Below are 24,341 nucleotides of genomic sequence, written 5' to 3'. Positions count from 1 at the left end.
AATCCTCTTAATGGAGTTTTAATGCAAATCTCAACTGAAGTTCTGAACGTCTTATCTCGCTGCCGTGCTGAAGGGAACTTTCTTTTCCTGGCCGACCAGCTCGACCGCAGCATTTATGTTAAGACAAACAAAGTGCTGGAAGCTGCCGGTGGCAAATGGAACCGAAAAGAGCAGGCACATATTTTTACGGCGGATGCAGCTGAGCGTATCGAGCAAATCATTCTGACAGGTTCGGTCGACATCCCACGTGATTTGTTCAATTTCTTCCCTACCCCTGAGAATTTAGTCACAGATATGGTTCTACGCGCTGAACCAGCTGCCGGGGAACGTATACTGGAGCCTGAGTTTGGTGATGGCCGCATTCTGAAAGCCTTAAAACTGGCGGCTCCGGATGCATTGATTACCGGGATCGAATTGAACGATGAGCGATTCCTTGCAGTGAAGAACGATAGTGTCCTTAGCACAGGGGTCGAGCTGGTGCATACCGACTTTCTTGGGTACCAGCCCGATGAAACTTTTGATGTTATCGTTATGAATCCACCATTCCTTAAACGCTCTGACGTTAAACATGTCATGCATGCCATCGCAATGCTCGCTAAGCGAGGTCGCTTACAGGCTATTCTGTCAGCTGGGGTATTGTTCCGGGAAGACACACTGACAAAAGCGCTCAGGGAGCGAGTCAAACAACTTGGCGGACAAATTTCGCCTCTTCCGGATGATACATTTAGGGAGTCCGGAACAAAGGTCAAAACAGCCCGCCTTGAAATTGATCTTCGCCGCTAACTGACAAGCAACCGGAAAGAAATCTTAATACGAGTAGCCGGTTAAAGTTACCTGACCGGCTTAACTGACTAAATCAATAAAGAGTGAACAGAAATGACGCATACTGCCGTTTCTCAGGCTAATAGTGCTTTGCAGCTACCCACGCTGGAGCATGTCTACGCACTTCTGAAAGCAAATTGTAAACCTGACCGCTTTGACGGGCGTGACGGACCCGTGTGGGGCCAGGAATACTCGTGGAATCTGGCAAAAGATCGCTTACAGGATCTGGAGAAATACGGTAAGGCATATGTCTCCCGTCATGAAGACCGTATGGGGGAAGGATTTAGTTTTGGTCCTGACCTGTTAATTATTCGCTAACGCTCTTAAGGCCTGATGATATGGTAAGCACAACTGGAAAAAATATGTTTTCAAAGCCTATGACCACTTTCACACCAGAACGTATTGAACAAATTTTGGAATTTGCCGAGGGTAGTAACCCAAGCGAAGCAATGAGTCTTAGAGCTGACGAAGTTGCTGTACTGGCACGTATTGGAAAGGCAGTTATGTCGATTGCGCCTGTTTATCAGTGCGAGTTTTGCCACCATGACGCAACCGGGCAACTTCAGTGGCACTGGGAAGATGTGAACAAAGCTTTTTATGATAAATACGATCCAGACAGACGCGGAAGACGTCGAATCCTCTATACCGCCCCGCCGATGCCTTTAGTTTCGGCTGACCTGCTTAACATGGCTTCATCTGCTATTGAAGACTTGCTCACTAACAAAGACAGAAGTGGTGCGGGAATGTGGAATGACATTCCAGAACAGCTACGACGCGCAGCAGAACTGGTAATGGATAATAGCCGGGCCGCTGAAATAGAAGCGATGCTGATGCGTCTTTATGTAGAATGTGACACCGGTGAGCGCAGAGGCAACGGCAGTCAATCTGGCGTAGCAATGCCTTCGTGGCAAACCGTTGAAGAGGCACGTGTGTTGCTGGGGGTGAAATGATGCAGTTCTCGCCAGGGCAGTTTGTAATTCACAACAAGAAGCGCCTTGCGGAACGAAGGTAGACGTACTGACTGAGGTTCACTCCCCTCTCGACTGGTGGCGTAATGCCGCCAGGTTTTGATTCATATATGCCGTCCGTTAACGCATTTATATCTGACATACCTAATTTATCCTGATTCTTTTTTACACAAAGTAAAAGCATCTCTTAATGCGATATGTGGATGCCGATAGTTTCAGGCTAATGTTATAAGTTTTGCAATCGTTGCCAGTTTGGATACCACAGCAATGTCAGATGTAATTCCAAAAAGAAAGATTTTCGTCCTGAACGCACAATAAGGTTTGTCGAAAGGCAAATTATAGATTTGTAATTTCGAGCACCATATGGAGAAGTTTTTTATACTTTTACGAACATAGTGACCTTTAGGAAAAGCTTAAAATAACACCAAACCTAAAGGGGAATAAGAATGAAACATCTCGCTTTTATTACTGCTGTAGCCGGACTCGGTATGTCTGTTCAGGCCCCAGCTCAGATATATGAATCGGCCTTTAAAGACACGAACGGTATTGAGATCCACGCCCCGGCTTCTCGTCTTATGCTTAATCCGGCATCACCGGTAACTTTGACACTTATTTCAGGTCTTGATCGTTTCGTTAATGTCAAAGTCACGAAAGACACTGGAACTGTCATTCTTAATACTACGACTACACGGACGGGTGTATCAGACCGACTAACAGCTGCTGACGGTAGTGAGTTCTACGGCAAAAAAGTAACTTTGCCTGCTTTGGGTGAAGGCAAATTTGTCGTTCAGATAAACGTCTTAGATCTCAATCAGAAGCCTGTAGCGACCTATAACTATAACTGGCTAATTGATGTCACCCCTCCAGCGGCAAATGCTCTTACCGCTAATACTGGTTCTGGCTCTACCGCTGGTGACGTGTGGAAGCTTGGATTAGAGGCAACGGGGCAGTATGACTTCACCTCTTCGGGCGTAAGTGATGTAAATGGTATTGATAAGGGCCTAATATATATTTACAGGCAGGACGGTAGCCTCTACAGCACTACACAGATGCAGTATGACGTATCCGGCCAGAAGATGTACCACACTTACTCTAAGAATTCAGTTAAGGGAACCGGAATACCAGACAGCAACCTGGATGAAGACTTTACTGCAAAAGTTGTTATCTTCGATAACGCAGGTAATAGCCGAACGCTGCCAACTCAAAAATTTCGCTACGACAACACGCTGGGTGAGATGACACTGTGGGCCGTTCATGATCCAAATACGTCTTCCAGCGTCGTACCCGGGGTTTCTAATTATCCGGCTTACAAAGCCGGTATGGTCGTTAACGAAAACCCTATTCGATTAGTCTACCGGATCCCAAAATCTAACTACCGTGCTTATTCAGAAGGTGGGCTTCAGTTCATCAATCAATATTCCGCCCCCAAAGAGATAGCTGTAGACAGCACTTATGCTTATGTTGAAATGACTCTTCCCTATGGCTCAATTAATGGGGATATGGCTCGTATGGCGAACTTTGGCCAGTGGGGAGGGTATTATCCGTCATACAGCCTCGTTCTAAACCCATCTGCAAACCAAACGCCTGCATTTGCGGGTACCTGGGTAGATTTCCTCGATGATAAGGGGAACTGGGTTAAGTGGAAGGATTTTGAGAGTGTGGCTTCATCACGACTGCCAATTAAAATTTCCCGACTTCGTTTTAACGTTGAAGCCCGGCCCTTTGCACAAGAGATCGGCGGTAAGGCGACCTGCACCATTCCGGCAGGAAAAACCTCGTGTGAAGCGCCTGAGACGTTTGATATGGCCTTGGGTACCCAAGGCTACAATAGAATCCTTTACTTCGTTCGCAGCATCAGCAATCCCATTTTGCGGTCTGAGCAATGGATTATGACACGTTGGAACAATAAACAACTGCCGGTAATAAACTCGATATCATATGACGAGACTAACAAGCAGCTGGATGTACTGGCGTCACTTGAAGGCGATGGTAACTGGTTCGACTCGGTCTCATTGAGGGAATTTTATCTTTCCGATAAGAACACTGGTACCCGGATGTCACCCACAGGAGTAATCAAATCTCGTATCTCAGGTAACTACACGATTGCATATGATTTATCCCGTCAGTCTGAAGGAAAATACAACGTTGAGGTCAACATCAGGGACTTCTTCCAGAACCAGACCAATAAAACTTTCGGAGAAATTGCTCTGGATAACACTCCTCCGACAGTGGCCATAACATTCGACGGAAAGCCGGTAAAAGACGATACGGTAGTGTACGGCCTGGAGAACCTCAGGATTGCTCTGGCAGATAATCTGACAACCCCGAGGATAACCCGTCTTCAGCTCGTAGGTGGCCCCACAGCTGATAACGTTGAGCTTACGTGGTCACCGGCAGGCAAAGATACATACATGCCTGAGTATCCGAGGCTGTTCCCAAATTTCGAACCATCTGAAAATTATTCAATTAGCGTAACAGTTGCCGATAGTCAGTCGAATACCAAAACCTATACTCAGAAGTTCAGTTATCTACCGAATAACCTTGTGCAGTTACATAATCTACGCACATTATCGGTCAGTTCGCCTCTCAAAACGACAGATGGCGTACCACTTGCGTACTTGTCCACTAACGTTCTGCGTAAGACAAATGGAGAAATTGCTAAAGGGGTCCAGAACGCAACGCTGACTGTGCGGAAGGATGCAGCCTTCGGTATTAAATTTAATGGGGCACAGGCGGCTCCAGGCGAGTCAGTTGAGGTGCAAATAGATATGGGCCAGGGGGATAATCTTCTGTTACCCGTTTATCCTTCCGAAAATGGGAAAGTTGGCACCTCAGAATTCATGATTCAGATCGACGAGTTGAAGTAACTACCCGGAGCCGACAGTAAAACTGACGGCTTCAATTTTACTGCCCTCCTTGACTCCGATCAGCCAGTACGTCTTTAGAGATTCGCAAGGAAGAACCGAAAGAAAAGTTACTTTAATCGTACGTTTCCAGCGATGCTTTCAAAAGACAATGCACATTCGTTGATTACGACAATGGGAGTGAGTGTCGAAACCCTTGAGTAAGGATACCCGGTAAATATACAGCCCCGGGGATTCTCTTCCTTCAACCGGGGATGACAACGGGAGTGAGTCCGGCAACTCACTCCCGTTGTCACTTCTCTGACATATCGTCATACGAGCTTACTCAAGTGCATCCACAAAGATGGGATCGTTTTGAATCTAAACTGGTACTGGTTAGCCAGTCACTTGCATCTATTCCCCCGTCGATATTTAAGTGACAATTGTAGTGATCTGCAATACTGGTGTCTCAGAAACACTGACGACGGTAGAGACTCAATACCCTAACCCCTGACAACAGGAGTGAGCTTAGAGGTGTTACGCTGCTGTCACCTAATTCTTGGGAATTGCCTGACTCACAACCATTGTCATCCGGAGCTACTGATTAACGTTGAACCGCTGGACTTTAATGACAGTGGTAGTGATGGATAGGCTCATTTCCATTGTCATCATTTTATCGGACAAGCCTCTTCGTCCTACAGGTTTAAGCTGACAATGGTAGTGATTGGATGATCTCACTACTGTTGTCACTCAGTTCTTTGAGCGGAACCTTCCCTCGGTTGGTCGGCATTAACAACGGTAGTGACTCGATTGGCTCACTGCCATTGTCATCGTGTAAATGACGTACCTTATCAGCTTAGCTGAAAGCAATGACAACGGAAGTGACTCTAATTGCTCACTGCCATTGTCGTCGTGTCTATTGAGAGCCTTATCAGTGCACCTGAAAAGCAATGACAACGGTAGTGATTCTAATGGCTCACTACCGTTGTCACCGTGTGTATTGAGAGGATGGTCCACTTAACTGGACGTCTATGACAATGGTAGTGACTTTAATAGCTCACTACCATTGTCGGCGTGTGAATTGAGAGGATGATCAGCTCAGCTGTACGGCCATGACAATGGTAATGACTTAATGAACTCACTACCGTTGTCACCCTGTTAATTAAGAGGCTCATCTGCTCTTCTGGAAGGCTATGACAACGGAAGTGACTTGCTGGGCTCACTGCCATTGTCGCCGTATGAATTGAGAGGATCATCCGCTCTTCTGGATGGCAATGACAACGGTAATGACTTAATAGGCTCACTACCGTTGTCATCCTGTAAGTTAAGAGGTTGATCTGCTCAACGGGACGGCTATGACAACGGTAGTGACTTTCTGGGCTCACTACCATTGTCACCCTGTGAATTGAGAGGTTGATCCGCTTAACCAGACGGCCATGACAACGGTAGTGACTTTCTGGGCTCAATACCGTTGTCACCCTGTGATTTAAGAGGTTGACCCGCTCTACTGGACGGCTATGACAACGGTAGTCACTTTCTGGGCTCACTACCGTTGTCGCCATATAGAATGAGAGGAGCATCAGCTCAGCTGAACGGCAATGACTACAGTAATGAGCTGGATGAAGCATAACCATTGACATCTGGCCCAACCGGAAGCCGTATTCGCCAATCCAATCGAGATTCACAATGGCCGTGACTCGCCGCATTAAGTTCCGGTGTCCTCCCAAAGCTGAACGCACACTCGGAGGACAATGACAATGCCAGTAAGGTACACATCATTACCATTGTCACTATAGCTACCAGAGAAGCCGGGATTTGAATGTCGATGGTAGTGAGTGGGTCAACTCACTGCCATTGTCACCCCGTTACGATATTTTCCGTTGGATGTACTGGCCAATGAAGTAAAGCGTAGAAACCGGGTGTTAACAGGTGACTCAGGAGAAAGCGTTGAATTTCGCAATCTCGATCTACTTAGGGTGGTAGAGAACAATGACAACGGTAATGACTTTTGACTCATTACCGTTGACGTGAAAGAGCGGGCTGGGACTAACGAAAATCGAAGAAGTAATTTAGCACGCGGAGCCTGAACCGCCGGGTTAACTTTAGCTGGCGCTGCTGTTCTTTTTCTGGCTTCGAAGACTACGAATATAGAGCAGTTCTTCAGCAGTTAAATCATGGACGGTGAGAACATCGTCGCCGTCAATCGGGTCAGCTGGTGGACATAACTCTCCTTCTAAAACAGAAGACCCAGAAGTATCTTCTTCATCTTCAACCTCTTCTAAAGGAGCCTGAATATTGTTCAAATTCAGATCGGGATCCCGCTTATGAATCTGGAAGTATACTTTGCCGTCTTTCTTTATTTCGGTGTACTGGAGGTATCCTATTGATGCCAACTCTTCAAGAGCCTTTCTCACTGTAGCGTTCTGGCTATTTGCTCGTGTCTTGAGGTTCAGACGGTTTTTCAGTCGAGTAAGGGAGATCGGTATAGGATTAGGCGGTAATGACTCTATGAACGTATAGAGAGCCTGTGCGCTTTCCTTCTTGGCCAACTCTTTAATTGCCTTCAATTGCATCAAAACTTTATGATCGTATTGATAGAGCTCGAAAATCTTAGGATCAACTTGAAGGACTACCTGATCTGATTCCGGGTCTAACAGGGCAGACTGTACCAGGTGCGTTGTGTAGACTTTGGAAGAGTTATTACTGGTAAACGACAAGGTGACGGATGCCAACCTGCGTAAGGAGGCGTCAATACGTTTTCTGGAAGCTGTAGATGATCGATAATTTTCAGGTGTACATAGCTTTAGGAATTCAGTGAATTTTAAGCTGATTTTGTCCTGGTTAATCGGATGATTTGCATAGGTTCGAATGATGCCCATCCACGTCTTGAAATCTACTGACATATCAAGACGCTCACCGACAATTGAAATATTGGTAAACCCCTCACTCTCCATTAAAGAGAGCGTCTGTAACTCTTTCGTTGCGTCAAAGCCAACCGTTTTATATTCCCGATTTTGACGCCCCACACTCTTAGGTGATGGGACGAACAGCCCGAGCCGCATCAAAGCGATAGACTGCACCGTACGGTTGCTATTGGGACGCAAAATGATGTCTTTACCTGATTCTTTCTCTCTAACAGAGAAAGCCCTGGTGACCAGGTCCTGCTGCTCAGTATCTTTCTCTTTAGTCATAATAAGTTATCACTGAATGTGTAAACAGATTGGTGAATAGTAAGCCCCAGCGAACTCTATGTCACTGGATGGATCATTGTGATGATCCATATCTGTGCATAAGTTCTACCTAAAAAAGCGACACCACTCATTAAAATTTAGCAAAAACTCTTTGCATACAATGACCTACAACTCTTATCAACAACGGATCAAATCAAGTTAATAAGATCTAATAAAAAGTCACTACTATTGTCGCTCTGATCACTACTAATGTCAAAAAACTCATTACCAACGTCATAATAATCACTACCAATGTCAAAATAATCACTACTGTTGTCACTGATCACGTCTCAGGCCTTGTGCCGTCTGGCCTAGAGGCAGCAGGGATCTCTTTTGATCTATCAGGAACACTAAGGTACTAATTATTGGAACTACCTTGTGGAAAATGGGGATAAATAAAAGCTTAGTTCTTATACAGGAATCAACTTGCCTCCCTGATAAAAACTGTCGACAAAGCCAAACCACAGGCACAGGCATTTTCGGTGGATAAAATTTTGAAAAATAGAAGCAGACATGCAGACTCGTGTCGCAAGTAACTGAAAGTAATGACTTATTTAAAGAATGCGAGTCACCTTACCTCACAGTGGAAGTGTAAGTCTAACCTCACTACCATTGTCACTTAAAATCATTACCAACGTCGAAATAGTCTCTACCATTGTCTTTTAAGTCACTCCCGTTGTCACTTATGTCGCTACTGTTGTCAGTGACAATGCTCCAGCCCAGTATCCATGCGGCCTACAGCGTACCGGGATCTTCTTTGTACTCTCTGGCACCTTTGGGATCATTTATTGGATCTACATTAGGGATAAAATCTTTTGACGATATCGTAGTGCAGTTCTACCAGCGACTTAGCAAGACAAAAGCTGCAATTTAGTGACGAGTTACTAGTCTCCCCAACAAGAGCAATGCAGAGAACATATGTGGTGAAATGACCATGGTAGTGAGTCTAATCACTACCATGGTCCGCAGTAAGCGTTACATACGCAATGAACGTCGAACTGATTTGCAACTACATGGGCTACGGCGCATCAGAAGGTGGCCATTGTGCTTCAGCCAAACAGCCCTGCTTTATTTTAATTCTTCAATGTTAATCATGAACTCAGACCTGCCAGTAAGGCCGGAAACAGCAGGGAAAATAGGAAAGCTACGGCTGTCTCCGAGCCCCAAATCCAGTTGAAGCTCTTTGCTTTCTCCTGGCATCGCAGAAACGCCATTTACAGTCACGCCGAATGCAGCGTCCTTACGGACAGTAAGCACTGCGTCCTGGAGCCCTGTAGCGATTGAACCATCCTTTTTACGCAGCTGGCTGGCATACAGAACAGCCAGAGGAGTATTGTCAGACGTTTTAAGAGAGGCATTGACTGCTAAGGTTTTCAGATTCTCTAGCCGGACGAGATTGTTTGGAAGGTAGTTAAATTCAACTGAGCTCTCTTTAACGTTGTTCATCTCATCTTTGGCCTGAACTGTGAGAGTGTATGTTTCGCCTTCATTGAGAGACGGAAAGATCTTTGGATAATTAGGTGCATACAGGTTGTTTCCCAGATTCACCCAAGACAATTCAACCGCATCAGAAACAGGGCCACCGCGAAGAGTCATACGGCTTAAGGATGGTTTAGTTAGAGCATCGGTGAGCTGTATACGGATGTTCTCCAGACCATATACCGTCACGTCTTTGCTGATTGGTTTTCCTTCGTAGCTAATACTTACAGATGGTGCTGTATTATCAACGACAACCGTTTGATAAGGGCGATTACCGGTATTGTTGAATGTATCCTGGGCATTAATCACCACGTTATAACTGCCTTCTGGTACCTCTTTCATGTTGAACTCATACGTGTAGTTACCAGACGCCATATTTCTACCAGTTTGTTTGCCGGTTACGCTTATTTCTGCGTTGTTACGGTTTTTATCTGACAACCAAACTCGATTTACATAAACATGGTCGAAATATGAGCCATCTCCAGGTTGATTCACGTAAACCTGGAGAATGTTGGTGGTTTCATTGTAATCGAATCCAGTGACTGAGGGCCCCAGTGTATGCCAGGCTATATTCTCCCATATTGGGGCAAAGAAGGTTGCTTCGGTGGTTGACCGTACTTCATAGCCACTATGAAGATAGCCGGTGGTGCCATTTATAATGTCCTGGGGTAAAGAGACAGTACAGGATGTTGAACCTGCCGGAATACTGCATGTTGCTCCGCCGGTGATTTTTTGATCATATGGCCTGGCCTGTACATTGAATCGGATAGTGGTAAGTTTTATAGGCATATCAGATGCCTTGAAATTAGTCCAGTTTACGCTGTTGAACCATGTACCATCGGCCTTTTGTCGTTCGATAGGTGAACTTCCCCACGCCGGACTCTTTACTGAGGCAGGATCCCAGTTGAGCCAGCTGGCATACTGACCAAGATCTCCTCCAGACCATTGATATGTATTCACAGGTCTATAGTAGTTTCCATCCAAGGCACCCTGTGGCAGCTTAACTTCCACGTAGACATAGGTGGCATCTTCGGAAAGGACCTGTACTCCGCCATAGTTATTGGTAATGCTCATGCCACCATTTCGATATGGCTTCCAGTTAGTTCTTGGGATACGTATAACCAACTTGTAGGGGTTTTCCAGCACTGTAAGGCCTCGTTTAAACGGGACGTATCCCGAAGAAATGCCGGGTACAACACTGGTGCTTACACGTGAGTCATGAACTGCAAATGGCGTAAATTCTCCCATTTGATCGTCATATAAAAAACGCTGGGGAGGAATGTTAAGCGTATTTCCTGCCAGGTCCGTAACGATGAAATTGAAGGTGAATTCTTCATCAAGATCACTTGAGGGCATGCCAGCCTGGGTGTTCATATCTTTAATCCACGGATAGAACGCACGTTTATTGGCTGTGTCATAACTCAGGTTATTGTCGGAGACCACTGAGCCATTACTTCGTTTAATGACAAGACGGATCTTGTCAATTCCACTAGCATCCTCAATACCGTCTGCAAAAATAGAAAACTGGCCACTACCGCCTCGGCCCAACTCCCAAAGAGGCCCAGAAAGTACCATGTCGTAACCTGCGTTTTGACTCGGATAAATATTCTTATACCGTGGCGGAGTTGTATCAACGATGAAATGATAAGTAGATGTGCTTACTACAGTCTGGCGAATATCCAGAGTCTCATTGACTACAGTAAAGCTCCCTTCTCCGAGCGCCGGTAGAGCCATATCCTTTCCATAGTATTCTGTGCCATCGGCAGCAACTGTAGTGGCACACTGAATTTGGCCACCTGAATAGAGGTGATATCATCGCCTCATAGTCAAAAACAGGTGACATTATGACCGGACGTAACAGACGTAATTTTAGCCCCGAGTTTCGCCTCGAAGCTGCTCAGCTTGTACTCGATCAGCACTACACGGTTGCAGCCGCTGCTACGGCAATGAATGTCGGTAAATCCACGATGGATAAGTGGGTCCGACAGTTAAAAGAGGAACGAGCGGGAAAATCCCCCACAGCTTCACCAATGACGCCTGAGCAGATTGAAATACGCGAGCTGAAGAAAAGACTTCAACGAGTTGAAATGGAAAGGGATATATTAAAAAAGGCTACCGCGCTCTTGATGTCAGACTCCCTGAACAGTTCTCATTAGTTGAGAAGCTCAGGGCGCGGTTTCCCGTTGCCGTTGTGTGCAATGTGTTTGGGGTTCATCGCAGTAGCTATAAATACTGGCGGCGACCAAAGAAGCCTGATGCCACGCGCGTGTCATTACTCAGTCTTGTTCGTGAAAGCTATCGCGAAAGTAATGGTTCCGCAGGTGCACGTAATATTGCCGTGATGGTCACAACCAAAGGCGTAAAACTGAGTCGCTGGCGGGCAACAAAGCTGATGAAAGAACTTAATCTCATCAGCTGTCAGCAGCCTGGCCATCGATATAAGAAGGCGTCTAAAGAGCACGTAGAGATCCCCAATTATCTTGAACGCCAGTTTGCAGTAACAGAGCCTAATCAGGTCTGGTGTGGCGATGTGACTTATATCTGGACGGGTAAACGTTGGGCTTATTTAGCCGTTGTGCTTGATCTGTTTTCCCGTAAACCGGTTGGCTGGGCGATGTCATTTTCCCCGGACTCTGCACTGACAACGAAAGCGCTATCCATGGCCTGGGAAGCACGAGGAAAACCCGCTAATTTGCTGTATCACTCGGATCAAGGTAGCCACTATACCAGCAGAGATTTCAGACAGTTACTGTGGAGATATCAGATAAAACAAAGCCTGAGTCGCCGGGGAAATTGCTGGGATAACAGCCCAATGGAACGGTTCTTCAGAAGCCTGAAAACGGAATGGGTGCCGGATAATGGATACGCTAATTTTAGCGAAGCCAGCGCAGCAATAACAAACTACATCATGGGATATTACAGCCAGCTCAGACCTCATCAATATAACGGTGGTTTGACGCCGAATGAATCAGAACGATTGTTCTGGAAAGACTCTAAAGCCGTGGCCAATTTTTGTTGACCACTACAAGGCATTGAAAAGGGCGTTATCTGTAAAGGTCCTCGCGAAGTTATGGAGTTAACTAATAATCGTGATGATCTGTCTGCACTTGCGGGGGAAGAGTCGGAATCGGGAAAGGAGAAATCGGCTGTCAATGACAGCCGTTATCCAACAGAAATTAGCCCTCCAGGGGAAGTCAGTTATCCACGGTCTACTACCCTTAAAAATAAGCCTGTGGCTTATTCAAAAACCGAAATTAAGCCTGTTGGTCAGTTACCTGTCATGTACGATAAAACTTTAAAAATGGGTGCCCCTACTTCATCCATTGGACCACGGCCTATTTCTGGTGTACCGGTTAATTCAAACGTAAGGATGACCAGCAGTTATAGCACTACCTCTTCAGCTGGGAACCCTTTCGTTCATCCGGCTGCGGAAGTCGTTAAACAAACAAGCTACCCAGCTTCTGCTGGAACTGCCCAACGCAACGTTGCACCTAATTCAGATATCAGCCCTGGTAAGGATATGTACTCTCTTTACAATGGCCAGCCCGTTAACCCTACTCTCAACCCTGGGCAGATCCAGCAATACCGTTCGCAAGGTTATAAACAAGCTGTGGTTGCTCCTGAACCACTTGCTGTTCTGCAACAGGGGAAAGTAATGAGAATAACTTTTGCACCTTATACCGATGATAACGATGCGCTCAACCTTCCCGGCTACGTTTATGTCAACGTAAAACCACAAACATGGATTGCTGGCAAGAATTCGACCTCAAACCCTGCTCGCATAGTTCCTTTAGAAGTACAGGATGCGGCCAGGGAAAATATGCAGCAGCAACAAAAAGCAACTAAAGCTGTCTCTTCGAACGGCATTGTTAGACAACTGTAGGGTCAAATATGGAAGCTATCAATAATTACAATAGCGGTTTAAATCGCCATCAATTAGGTGGGTTTATCCCTGTTTACGATCAATTAGCAGGGACTCACTATTTTTTGATTGATGGCAACAGATTAGGGTTTATGTTTATCTGTAATCCATCACCAGGAGTTTTTGATAATCAGCAAGATGTTCTCGCTGAAATGTTCAAAATGGATTTTCCTACAGATACTGTCTGTCAAATATCACTGACTGCATTGCCAGACCTGACTTTACAGCTTAGTGCCTGGTCAGCAGTGCGTGGTGGGCGAATGACTGGGAACGATAAGCTTAAAGCAGATCTGCTTAATGGTTATCAGTTGGACTACTACGACAGAAGTATGCATAAGCCTTTGAAACCTGATCATGATAACCTTATGCTGCGGGATTTTCAGGTATGGATCTCGCTATCGATTCCTTTACAGTCTGCCCTTCCGACTGAGCTGGAACATTCGCGTATCGATTCTCTTTACTCTGAACTTGTAAGTAAGTTAATTACGATTGGATTGCATCCGTTTAAGGTCGATGCAGAAAACTGGCTCTATTGTATAGATAAGGTCGTAAACCCCGGAAAGAACTCCCGGTGGGCTGAAGGTTTCATAGACGTTAACACTATGAAAAGGCTCAACGAACAAGTTAACGTTCCCGGCCGTAAGTATACAGTCACAGAAAATCATTTTTCATCAGTCACACAAAGTGACGACGAATCTGAGCATCGTTACTTCAAACAACTTTCCGTAGTAAAGTTTCCTGAATACGTCAATTTTGGTTGTATGTATGAGTTAGTAGTTAACTGGATGCATGGTCGTAAGACTATTTTCAGTCCATTTATGATCACTCAGACTGTTCAGTTTGCCGATCCGCTCAAGTTGTCAAAAGAAAACGTCCGCTACAAAGCAATCACTAATAAACAGGCAAGTATACCTTCAGTTGTCACCTTCTGCCCTCGCCTGCGGGATATGGATAATGACTACATGGCCGTAACTCGCGAGTTAGAGGATGGCGCAAAGCTTTTAAGAGGATATCTAACTTTCACTGTTATGGGTAGTAATGCCAATTCCGTGCAGACAGCTGCTAACGATCTAAAATCATTTTACCTCGAAAGCCGGGTCAAAGTAGCAGATGATTCCTTTATCGTTTTCCCGTCATTTATGTCATGTCTGCCAATGTGCAATGACCCAAAGACAATTTTCGACCTTGACCGTTCCGAAGTAGTGAGCAACACCGGAGCGGCTCATATGACACCGATCTTTGGTCCATGGAAAGGTAATACAGATAGACCAGTACTGAGTTTAGTTTCTCGTGAAGGTCAACTCATGGGGCTTGATATTTTCAAGACTTCTGCAAGCTATAACATGGTTATTGGTGCAACTTCAGGTGCAGGGAAGTCATTCTGGACAGCATATCTAATCAATAACTATCTTGGTGCTGGACCGCGTTCGAATAACCTTGTTCATTATCGCTCAACATTTAAGCATTTTTTAGAAAACGAATACCCAGATGATGATCCTGATGGTGCTCAAGTATTTGTTGTGGACGTGGGCCGATCTTACCAGGGGATTGCGGAACAGTATACAAACAGTCAATTTATTGATTTCGGTAAAACCCCTGACTTCACCCTAAATCCCTTTGCCTTCCTAACTGACATCACTGTTAACGATGATGTGTTTAACGAAGCACCTGAATTTACTGGTGAATCAACTTCAAACGATGCAGAAAAAGACAAAGTTTCTCAGACCATAATGGTTTTGAATCAGCTAAAAATTATGGCTTCAGAGAAAGGTCTCATCGATGATTATCAACAATCAGTGATGCTTCAGCTTATTGCAGAAGAGTACCAGGAATCCAGAAAATCAGGTCGGACCGGTTCAATAACCGGCTTTGCTCTGCGTTGCAAGAACCATGAAGACAAACGTATAAAGGATATTGGTGAGCAACTCGGAGCATGGTGCGAAGGTGGAATTTATGGTCACCGGTTTACCGATACGTTGCCTCCAATCAACTTTGACAGCAGATTTATTGTTTTGGAACTGGAGGAGCTAAAAGGCACCCCCCATCTTCAGACAGTTGTATTAATGTCTATCATTCAGGCTGCTCAGCATGCAATGTTCATCAAAAAAGATGGGCGTCGTCGCTTGTTCATCCTTGATGAAGCATGGGAGTACATTCGTCCTGATAATTCATCAGGGGCTGGAAATCAATCAAACCAATTCTTCTCTTCCTTCCTCGAAGCGGCATGGCGTAGGTTCAGGAAAACTAACTGCGCTGGCATCTGTATAACACAGTCGTTTGAAGATTATTTTACTTCTTCGGTTGGCCGGGCCCTGACTGCTAACTCGCCTTGGAAAATAATTATGAAACAAGAAAAAGAAAGCATTGAAGCAATGAAGGCTAATAAATATTTTTCTACTTCAGATGCAGAATATGAACGTATGAAAAATATTCGTACAGTCAAAAAGGTGTTTTCCGAGATGTTAGTCCGGTTCGAAAACTTTCAAGAGATCTGTCGGTTATACGTAGACCGGAAAATGGAGCTTTGTTTTACTACGGATAGTGCTGACAGGAGTAAGTTATGGGAAATTAAAAGCCGCGAGAATTGTAGCTATGGCGAGGCAATAGAAATTCTCTATGCACAAGAGGTAGCAGCGGGTTTGGCCGCATAGAGTAATTATCTTCAAGCAAATTAATTAAACCAGATATCTCATAAGATTCTGGTTTTTTTGTATGCCTTAAGAAAACAAATGAGGTTGTGACTTTAAGAGTTCATCCCAGTTCTGCAAAGCTTAGGTTTAAGAATTAATGTGAAGTAAAAACAGTGTCATAAATTATATTCACATAATAGTCGTGTACGCATTAAGTAAACAAAGATGATAACTTCAATACTGACATTATAAGATGAAATTCATTAAAAATGCATTTCTGTTTACCAAAGGTAATCAAAAGATCGTGGCATTTTCAATTAAAACAGAACAGTGGTGACATATTGTATACAAAACAAAATATGCATAAATCAATCTTCTAAAGTTTTTTTATCGCTTAGGTATATGAAAATATTAATCCAATATGCCCACCGGAAACTATTATCTCTTTTAACCCCCTTAATCGCCAACCCGGGATTTTCCGATGTTAGCCTAATGTTCTAGTATCCTTGCTCCCATGATACAACTCTTGCCACCTGATAAAGATTAACGCCTCATTTCTGTATACCGGTCTTCAGACACCAGTGCACGGACTATTTTTGGTCATCACAAGACTAGGCGGAACATTAAATCTAGGCTAAGTGTGACTGAGCAGCAGCTGGGGCACACAAGCCTCAGACGGATTAACCCCTTTATCCCCAGCTGGGGACGTCATTATGGGTAGTTCTTTTATCTTGCTCATGACCATGAAGCTAAATCTCTTGTTAGAGATTGACGTAAGAATTAGGCTAAGCAGGATAAGTGATCCCTGCTCCCGGGGTGATCAATTTATTTAAAAGACCGAGCGGAAGATTGTCCTTCGGGAAATATTTAATACACACAGTACGGAAACAAACTGCCGCTGCCGGATTTAACCCCCTTAATCGCCAAACTGGAGTTCTGTCCTGAGGCTGGCCTTCAGTTCTGGGCTGGGTTGATAAAACTTGTTTCCATGATATGAAATGTGCCTGCTGCTATAGATTAACGTCTCATTCCTGCATACCGGTCTGCTGACTCCGGTGCATGGCCTTTTCCGATAATCACAAGTACGAACGGGTTATTTTATCTTTGCGTGGTATGTCTGACCAGCATCTGAAGCCACTGTCAGCCGCTGTCAGATTTAACCCCATTAATCGCCAAACTGGGGTTCTGTCCTGCTCCTGGCCGTCCGCTCTGGGCGGGGTTGCTATGACTTCCTCTCAAGATACGAAATGTGCCTGCTGATACAGATTAAAGTCTCATTCTTGAATGCCGGACTGCCGATAAGAGCGCACGGACTTTTTTCGGTGATCACAACCGGGCGGCGGATTTATCAGGGCGTTGTGTGACTGACCAGCAATTGGGCCACTTACAGCCGCTGCCGGATTTAACCCCCTTAATCGCCAAACTGGGGTTCAGTACTGATGGTGACCTTTCGTTCTGGGCAGGGTTGCTTACACTTGCTGGTACGATGCGAATCTAATCACCTGATATAAATTTACGCCTCATTTCTTTATGCCGGTCTTCCGACACCAGTGCACAGAGTATTTTGGTTCATCACAAGACTAGGCGGGAAATTAAATCTAGGCTAAGTGTGAATGAGCAGCAGCTGGGGCATGTAGGCCGCAGACGGATTTAACCCCTTTATCCCCAGCTGGGGACGTCATTATGGGTAGTCCTTTTAACTTGCTCATGACCATGAAGCTAAATCTCCGGTTAGAGATTGACGTATGAATTAGGCTAAGCAGGATATGTGATCCCCGCTCCCGGGGTGCTCAATTTATTCAAAAGGACGAGCGGAAGATTGTCCTTCGGGAAATATTTAATACACACAGTACGGAAACATACAGCCGCTGCGGGATTTAACCCCCTTAATCGCCAAACTGGAGTTCTGTCCTGAGGCTGGCCTTCAGTTCTGGGCGGGCTTTGCTATCACTTGCTCCCATAATACAAAATGTGCCTGCTGGTACAGATTAATGTCTCATTCCTGAATTCAGGTCTGCCGACACCAGAGTACGGACTATTTTCGGTTATCCCAATAGCGGGCTGGAGATTTGATCAGGGCGTAGTGTAACTGAGTAGCTGCTGGGGCACTGTCAGCCGCTGTCAGATTTAACCCCATTAATCGCCAAACTGGGGTTCATTCATGATGGTGACCTTTAGTTCTGGGCAGGGTTGCTTACACTCGCTGGTACGATGCGAATCTAGTCACCTGATAAAAATATACGCCTCATTCCTGTATGCCGGTCATACGACATCATTCCACTGACTATATTAGATTATTACAAGACCTGTCTGAAGATTTAATGAGGGCGTAGTGTTCCTGAGCAGCAGTTGTGGCACTGTAAGCCACAAATGGATTTAATCCCCTTTATCGCCATTTGGGGACGTCATTATGGGTAGTCCTTCTAACTTGCTCAGGAAGATTAAGGTTAAAGTCCGTTTGAGATTGCCGTAAGATTTAGGTTAAGCAGGTAAAATGATCTCCGCTCCCTGGCTGAACACTATATTAAACAGGCCGAATGGAAGATTGACCTTTGTGGAATAATTCTTAAATACAGCTCTGAGAAGTACAGCCGCTGCCGGATTTAACCCCCTTAATCGTCAAACTGGGATTCTGTTCTGATGCTGGCCTTCAGTTCTGGGCAGTGTTTGCTAACACTTGCTCCAATGATATGAAATTTCCAGCGGATACAGATTAACGTCTCATTCCTCCATGCTGGTCTGCCTACACCGGTGCATGGGCAATTTCCGAAAAACAAGCACGGATGGGTGGTTATATTAGGATGATAAATGCCTGAGCAGCATCTGAAGGCACTCTCAGCTGCTGTATGAATTTAACCCCCTTAATCGCCAAACTTGGGTTGCAGCCTGATTTTGGTTTTACTTATAGGCTGGGTAGCTAACTCTGCTCCCATAATTCGTGGTGTGCCTGCTCAAGCACTAAACACCTCATACCTTTAGACGGGATTGACAACAACGGTTCTCCGATTACTAGCGTAAATAAGTAGACCGGGTGAGATAGTTTAGTGGTCTAAGCAAGAAATGGGGCAGGTGTGAAGATTCACTAATGGTGTTCATAACTTCAAAGTGTGGAGAAGTCGACCAGAAGAATCTTTGCTAAAACAGGCTGAGAAATAGGTATGTACTAGAGGGATTGAGTTCGCATCAGCAAGTTTAGCTCACAAAAAATCATAAAAAAGAAAACAAACATTAGCTTAGGATTGAAACTAAGTATAGAATTGTACGCATAACAAGGAAATGGACGCATTATACGTAAAGTTTACATATATGCGTAAAAGTCGGTTTTCAGTGCAAAAAGGTCATAACCATGAATTTACTTGAAAAGATCGCCCTCGTTGGTCAGCGCATGAAAAGCGAGCAGATTTCTCTAAAGGAATCTCTGATGGCTACATCAAGAGTATCTGTTTCTGATGATAGTGTTGATGGTGTTGATAGACTGATCTACAACCACTGTTTGAATAAAAAAAATCTCTCTGATTTTTTTGGGAAATCACGAGTAACGTTCAATAAAATACTTTCGGATTTAGAAGAAAAAGAACTTGTCGGTGCACCGATTTATCAAAACAAGAATCATCTTTACACCCGCTGGGATGTTCAGAAAATAATGGATGCCCTAGATTATCCCAAGTACAGCGACCATTACGTTAGCAGAGCTATTGTTACTCAGAACCATAAAGGCGGTACGGGAAAAAGCACTACATCTGTAGCTTTAGCAGTAGCAGCAGCTTTAGATTTGCAACTTAATGCACGTGTATTAATGATCGAATGGGACCCACAAGGATCGATTGGAAGCAGCATGATTCAAAGTGTCTCAGAAGATGATGTTTTCCTTACAGCAATTGATGCAATCCTTGGAATCTATGAAGAAAATTCTGAGTATAAAAAATATTTAGATTTAGGTTTCTCTGAAGAAGAAATCATCACTAATATGCCTTTTTCTACTCATCTACCAAACTTGGACGTAATAACGGCATTCCCGACAGATGCTCGTTTTAAAGATAAATACTGGCAATGTACGAGAGAAGAACGAACGTCTTTACTACTGCGTTTCAAGGAAGTTATCCTGCCGGTGCTGAAGCAGAACTATGACTTAATTATTATAGACACACCACCTGAAGATTCACCTTTGATCTGGGCTGCTGACGAAGCGGCCGATGGTATTCTTGTCGCAGTGTCTCCACGTGAATATGATTACGCCTCCACAACAGATTTCATGCTTACAATAAGTGAAAGGTTTAAACAATCACCAAGTAAGGGCGATAATCTAAAATGGTTCAAAGTTCTTGCTGTTAATGTTGACGACAAAAGCCCTTATGAAAGAATAGTCTTGGATAAATTAATTAGAACTGTTCAGGACCTTTTGATGTCAGCTAACATAAAGAATTCTGAAGCATTTAAGGCTGCTGCTTCTAAAGGGCGTACTGTGCTTGATATAAAAAAATCTGAGGAACTTTGTTCCGCAAAGCAACTTGATGTCGCAGAAGAGTCTGTATTACAGGTATATCAGCAATTTATTAATGAAATAAAAAGTTTTTCAGCTAAGCAAGGAGTAAACGCATGAGCGATGAACAACATATCGGGAATGATAAATCTCGATATTTAAACGCACCAAAGCGGACAGAAGTCGGTCACCGTTCAGGTCTTGCGGGTTTAAAAACTGCACCTCGTATAAAAAAATTATTCACTCTTCATAAGGGCCGGAAACTTGAAGCTGAACATGTGATTGTTCCTGCCGAGAGAGTCGAGTTCGAGACTTTGGTTCATCCAGCAAACCCGCGAAATCAAGAAGCTCTTACAGACAATTCTGTAAGAGATATTCTTAAGCAGATTGAAGAAAGAGGTGTCGATACAGAAGGGATCGCTGTAAAAAGAGATGGGGTTTATTTATTGATTGAAGGAAGTCGCAGACGTTTCTGCTGTATAAAGGTAGAAAAGGATCTACCCTTGTGGGTACTTCCGGATGAACTAACCGAAGAAGATATAAATTCAATTATATCCGCAGCACAAACCTCTCGAAGATTTTCATATAGAGAAGTTGGATTTCAATTTATCAAGAAAATGAAAGAGAACGGGTTTTCTACAAATGAGGAACTCGCATCATATCTTGGTATTAGTCATGTATCGGTTGCCAAAAGAATCCAGGCTGCTCGAATTGAAGAATCATTGATATCTCTGTTCCCTGATTATGAAGGAATCCCGAACTCCTATTATAGCCGCTTGTCTCGGTTACAAAAATATGTTCAGAAAAATCTTTTCCCTTTAGATGAAGTTATAGAGAATGTTAAAGAGGAAACAAAGGATTTAGATATTGGAGATCTCCAGACTGCTCAAAAAGTTGTTATGGATAAAATCACACATGCTGTGGAAAATGTTTGCGAAAAATCATATTCTACAAAATGGGAAACAAGTGATCTCATTACTTTTGATAACAAAGATAAGTATGCAAGAATCAGTAAAAACCATTCTGGTAGAAAAATCCGTATTGAATTTAACAGGATGAATTCGGGTTTTATTAAAGAACTTGAGGAGTTTATAAAAGATAAATTAAAAGAATCAGAATAAAGTTTGAACTGCATCTATGTGATGCAGTTCAATGATTTTAATAATTACTATCTTTTCATATTAATATGGGGTGTGCGCAGGTTCTGACATATAAGGTCTTAGTTCAATATGAACAGAAGCGCCATTCCCATCATTTACGACATTTAAAGGTGCTTTTCCCGGCAGTGACATAGTTGCAACGTCAGGTCCAGAAACAGCAAAATTATTTTCAGCGGAAGGCATTACGGTAAAAATCTTTATAGCAACATTTTCATGTCTAAATAATGAAATCCCAAATGTAGAACCGGCTTCGGTATTGCTAACGTCAACAACCACAGGTGTTTTTCCAAGGTATTCATTAGTTAGTATGTTTTTTACTGAAGCACCCTCAGGGATAGTATAGATGCGGTATTGATATGCAAAAGCTGAGTTACAAAAACATAATAAAATAAAAATTATTGCTTTTTTCATAAATTATCCTCATTCAGAAATAAAAGATAAAACTCTTGAAAATCGTGGTTAGTAATTAGATTCCCTTTTCCAGGGAAATCGTAACTAACAGAAAATAAAAGAGACAGAGTATTTCTACCTTTTGCTTTGGGAGTAATTCTGCTAAAAGCCTCGTTTATAAACATAAGTTGGTCTTCATTGTTGAAACAAAGTCCAAGCATTCCAATTGTAGGAACTACGAATGTGCTTACGCTGCTTGGGGGTAAAAGTTGCTTACCACGAGCATTGTAAGCACAACGACTACCACCTAGAGTCAGGCCTGAAAGCTCAATAAAATTTCTGGTTCCATTCTTGGCGACAAGCCAAACATCAGTTCCTGAACTTTCGATACGAAAAGTTACTTTTCCGTCAGTAAAGGCCTCACTTTTATTGTATAGAATAGGGTCAAAACCAACAGTCGGTAGTTCTTCGATTTTACTTTCTACTGACTGACAACCGGTCAGTAACGCAAACAATAAGAGTGTGATAACTTTAATCATCCCGCTTCCTTAGATTGTTTTTAGCGCTGGATATAAAAGATAATGATTCACCGGGGTAAAGGAGTACTTCTTTCGTCCAATAATCATAACCACCGAGAATATTTTTCCGTTTTTCAATATAAACAGGTTCAGAAAATTCCAAGTGTTGATAATTTTGAAGAGCTGAAATCTTATATTTCACTTGGCCAGATAAAAGTTGATTCTTCACTGTAGAACTTATGATTACAGGTTTACCAAGACTTGAAGGTATTTTGATTTTTTTTATCTTTAGATCTGAGTAGTCAGGAACTGACTCTTGACCCTTAGACGTCTTTTCCGGAATAGAAAATCCTTTACCCTGATCCGGTCCAAATATGGCAATTACATCTTTGTTGTTTCTTGTGACCGAAACGATAGCCTGAAGGGGGGTATTAGCAAGGTCGTTTAAAAACGATATAGTTAGACTTGATCTTGGCTCGATCCAAACAATGCTTTTTCCGGATGTGTCCTCATTTAATGTTTTCTTTTCCCTTAGTAAAATTTGGTTTTTGGCAATGATATTATACTCAAGTTTCGGTATCACTATAAAAAGTGATTCTTTGTTAGAAACATTGGTAATTTCTAAGAAATTGGGTTTGGTCATACTGGTCTTTAAAACAGGTCTATATTTATCATTTATAAACCACCTTCCATTTATAAACTCAGCTTTTGCAGATAAAAGTGAGTCATTTTTCTGAGCGGCTAAAGATAAAGCGTCGCTACTATACTCCTTATTTTCATGTAGTGCAGCTGCTGCGTGAAGATGCAACAGCAATGTAGATATTGAAATAACCTTCAATTTTATATTCATCTTGTTACCTCAATATTGTTTTCAAACGAATCGAGCTCTAAAGGAATTGTTTTAAGTGAATAAAACTTATTCGTTGTTTGTATTAGCTGGTGACACAATAATACAGGATTGTTCTTCATTATTATTTCTACTAATGTAAGTGCTGGTGACTCAGTTGCCGGTATACCCGGAGCGACTATTGCCTGATCATCTAAGTTTGACATATAGAGTGAACCAGTATTTATATGTAAACAATTTCCAATCAGTAATGGGAGATTGTTTTGGGAACGGCCGTGGGCTTTTCGAATGCTGTTTACAGGATTTCTACCGAGAACAATAAGGTTAACGTCATTCACGGTCATTGGCATTACTGCATGGTCCATACCGTAAAGAAACTGACTCTGAAAAATATTCACATTTGCATAGTTAAATGCTTGAAGCGCATTATAAGTATCAGTGAATGATGTGCGGATAGGGGCGTAATCAGAGGGACAAACCCCAATTTTTATATCGCCTTTTAGTAAAATTTGCATCATCGTACCAAGTTGAGTTTTAAGAAGTTTTTTTACTTCTTCCTCTAAATAGTAACGATTAACATCTTTATGCCACTTTCCACCCATTACACACCATCTCTCATTGAGGTAGGTTGTGGGGTAGAATGTTCTCCGGTCTTTGTTGATCGGTAACAATTTCTTTAACATCTCTTCTCCGGCACCGGCAGCTGAGAAATGCCTCACAAAGCGGCCATCGAAAAAGCCACTGTTTATCGCCTTCATCAACTCAATGGGTTCCGGCCCATAGTCAAACAAATTCCCTGTAGAGAAAATCACTACCTCCTCTTCAGGCTTTGTAACTGATTGGATTAAGTTGCACAGCGCAGAGTAGTGTCCATGAGGATCTGCCAGAAAGAAAATCCTTCCGGAGAAGTTTGTAAGGTCTATTGTTTGGACGTGCTCAGCTGCCATAAATCCCTCTTCGTATGTTTACATCGATGATACGGTATTTCGAACTATGATTTTTTTACAAAAAGGCATCATTTTGGATTTGTAACGTAATGGTCATAGTTAGTT

General features: G+C 43.4%; 14 protein-coding genes and 1 pseudogene. 9 read left to right on the top strand and 6 right to left on the bottom strand.

What is annotated here, in order from left to right:
- Positions 1-21: 21 nt before the first annotated feature.
- The 4 genes from OVA10_RS25030 (at position 22) to OVA10_RS25015 (ending at position 4,657) form a co-directional block, all read left to right on the top strand.
- Positions 22-783, top strand: coding sequence for a methyltransferase (locus tag OVA10_RS25030; RefSeq protein WP_020833730.1), 762 nt, complete (start codon positions 22-24; stop codon positions 781-783).
- A 93-nt stretch (positions 784-876) separates the two neighbouring features.
- Entirely contained in the window at positions 877-1,140 is a 264-nt protein-coding gene (locus OVA10_RS25025) for a hypothetical protein (protein ID WP_000149861.1), read from the top strand.
- A gap of 20 nt (positions 1,141-1,160) precedes the next feature.
- On the top strand, positions 1,161-1,772 hold the full coding sequence (locus tag OVA10_RS25020; RefSeq protein ID WP_112823555.1) for a hypothetical protein: 612 nt from the start codon (positions 1,161-1,163) through the stop codon (positions 1,770-1,772).
- A gap of 464 nt (positions 1,773-2,236) precedes the next feature.
- Positions 2,237-4,657, top strand: a complete 2,421-nt coding sequence (locus tag OVA10_RS25015; protein WP_268197177.1) for an Ig-like domain-containing protein — start codon at positions 2,237-2,239, stop codon at positions 4,655-4,657.
- 2,078 nt (positions 4,658-6,735) lie between these two features.
- Here OVA10_RS25015 and repHI2 read toward each other — a convergent pair.
- Entirely contained in the window at positions 6,736-7,824 is a 1,089-nt protein-coding gene (gene repHI2 / locus OVA10_RS25010; protein WP_181566630.1) for an IncHI-type plasmid replication initiator protein RepHI2, read from the bottom strand.
- Positions 7,825-8,931: 1,107 nt separating this feature from the next.
- Positions 8,932-11,076: an Ig-like domain-containing protein gene (locus OVA10_RS25005; protein WP_268197176.1), complete on the bottom strand. Its 2,145-nt coding sequence runs from the start codon at positions 11,074-11,076 to the stop codon at positions 8,932-8,934.
- A gap of 110 nt (positions 11,077-11,186) precedes the next feature.
- Between OVA10_RS25005 and OVA10_RS25000 the strand changes: the two genes are divergently transcribed.
- The 5 genes and pseudogenes from OVA10_RS25000 to OVA10_RS24980 all read left to right on the top strand — a co-directional run bounded on the left by OVA10_RS25000 (position 11,187) and on the right by OVA10_RS24980 (position 21,495).
- A protein-coding gene (locus OVA10_RS25000) for an IS3 family transposase (protein ID WP_416079273.1) occupies positions 11,187-12,361 on the top strand; the annotation gives its coding sequence in 2 pieces (ribosomal slippage) (positions 11,187-11,445 and positions 11,445-12,361; 1,176 coding nt in all).
- 9 nt (positions 12,362-12,370) lie between these two features.
- A pseudogene (trhV, locus tag OVA10_RS24995) lies at positions 12,371-13,225 on the top strand (IncHI-type conjugal transfer lipoprotein TrhV); the annotation flags it as partial.
- Between the two features lie 8 nt (positions 13,226-13,233).
- Positions 13,234-15,915: a TraC family protein gene (locus OVA10_RS24990; RefSeq protein ID WP_268197174.1), complete on the top strand. Its 2,682-nt coding sequence runs from the start codon at positions 13,234-13,236 to the stop codon at positions 15,913-15,915.
- Between the two features lie 3,325 nt (positions 15,916-19,240).
- A complete protein-coding gene (locus tag OVA10_RS24985) occupies positions 19,241-20,494 on the top strand; it encodes a ParA family protein (RefSeq protein ID WP_268197173.1) in 1,254 nt (417 codons plus the stop codon).
- Positions 20,491-21,495, top strand: coding sequence for a ParB family protein (locus OVA10_RS24980; RefSeq protein WP_268197172.1), 1,005 nt, complete (start codon positions 20,491-20,493; stop codon positions 21,493-21,495). The genes OVA10_RS24985 and OVA10_RS24980 overlap by 4 nt, the downstream gene beginning before the upstream one ends.
- A gap of 60 nt (positions 21,496-21,555) precedes the next feature.
- Here the strand turns inward: OVA10_RS24980 and OVA10_RS24975 are convergent, their stop codons facing one another.
- From OVA10_RS24975 to OVA10_RS24960, 4 genes are read right to left on the bottom strand one after another with little or no spacing between them, the layout of a single operon-like run.
- Complete coding sequence (locus OVA10_RS24975; protein ID WP_268197171.1) at positions 21,556-21,945, bottom strand: hypothetical protein; 390 nt, start codon at positions 21,943-21,945, stop codon at positions 21,556-21,558.
- Positions 21,942-22,463 carry a hypothetical protein gene (locus tag OVA10_RS24970; RefSeq protein WP_268197170.1) on the bottom strand — a complete coding sequence of 174 codons (522 nt, stop codon included), beginning with the start codon at positions 22,461-22,463 and terminating at the stop codon, positions 21,942-21,944. The genes OVA10_RS24975 and OVA10_RS24970 overlap by 4 nt, the downstream gene beginning before the upstream one ends.
- Positions 22,456-23,292, bottom strand: a complete 837-nt coding sequence (locus OVA10_RS24965; RefSeq protein WP_268197169.1) for a hypothetical protein — start codon at positions 23,290-23,292, stop codon at positions 22,456-22,458. Before OVA10_RS24965 ends, OVA10_RS24970 begins: the two co-directional genes overlap by 8 nt.
- Positions 23,289-24,236, bottom strand: coding sequence for a metallophosphoesterase (locus OVA10_RS24960; protein ID WP_268197168.1), 948 nt, complete (start codon positions 24,234-24,236; stop codon positions 23,289-23,291). Before OVA10_RS24960 ends, OVA10_RS24965 begins: the two co-directional genes overlap by 4 nt.
- Between the last annotated feature and the right edge of the window lie 105 nt (positions 24,237-24,341).

Origin of the sequence: Lelliottia sp. SL45 (assembly GCF_026672535.1) — a bacterium.
Classification (GTDB): domain Bacteria; phylum Pseudomonadota; class Gammaproteobacteria; order Enterobacterales; family Enterobacteriaceae; genus Enterobacter; species Enterobacter nimipressuralis.
Note: the sequence above shows the minus strand (reverse complement) of the source record. Positions and strands in the feature narration are given on the sequence as shown.

What these genes read in the sequence shown, in the direction of transcription:
- OVA10_RS25030 (WP_020833730.1), top strand. Translation starts at nt 22, where the DNA reads ATGCAAATCTCAACTGAAGTTCTGAACGTCTTATCTCGCTGCCGTGCT.
- OVA10_RS25025 (WP_000149861.1), top strand. Translation starts at nt 877, where the DNA reads ATGACGCATACTGCCGTTTCTCAGGCTAATAGTGCTTTGCAGCTACCC.
- OVA10_RS25020 (WP_112823555.1), top strand. Translation starts at nt 1,161, where the DNA reads ATGGTAAGCACAACTGGAAAAAATATGTTTTCAAAGCCTATGACCACT.
- OVA10_RS25015 (WP_268197177.1), top strand. Translation starts at nt 2,237, where the DNA reads ATGAAACATCTCGCTTTTATTACTGCTGTAGCCGGACTCGGTATGTCT.
- repHI2 (WP_181566630.1), bottom strand. Translation starts at nt 7,824, where the DNA reads ATGACTAAAGAGAAAGATACTGAGCAGCAGGACCTGGTCACCAGGGCT.
- OVA10_RS25005 (WP_268197176.1), bottom strand. Translation starts at nt 11,076, where the DNA reads ATGGCTCTACCGGCGCTCGGAGAAGGGAGCTTTACTGTAGTCAATGAG.
- OVA10_RS24990 (WP_268197174.1), top strand. Translation starts at nt 13,234, where the DNA reads ATGGAAGCTATCAATAATTACAATAGCGGTTTAAATCGCCATCAATTA.
- OVA10_RS24985 (WP_268197173.1), top strand. Translation starts at nt 19,241, where the DNA reads ATGAATTTACTTGAAAAGATCGCCCTCGTTGGTCAGCGCATGAAAAGC.
- OVA10_RS24980 (WP_268197172.1), top strand. Translation starts at nt 20,491, where the DNA reads ATGAGCGATGAACAACATATCGGGAATGATAAATCTCGATATTTAAAC.
- OVA10_RS24975 (WP_268197171.1), bottom strand. Translation starts at nt 21,945, where the DNA reads ATGAAAAAAGCAATAATTTTTATTTTATTATGTTTTTGTAACTCAGCT.
- OVA10_RS24970 (WP_268197170.1), bottom strand. Translation starts at nt 22,463, where the DNA reads ATGATTAAAGTTATCACACTCTTATTGTTTGCGTTACTGACCGGTTGT.
- OVA10_RS24965 (WP_268197169.1), bottom strand. Translation starts at nt 23,292, where the DNA reads ATGAATATAAAATTGAAGGTTATTTCAATATCTACATTGCTGTTGCAT.
- OVA10_RS24960 (WP_268197168.1), bottom strand. Translation starts at nt 24,236, where the DNA reads ATGGCAGCTGAGCACGTCCAAACAATAGACCTTACAAACTTCTCCGGA.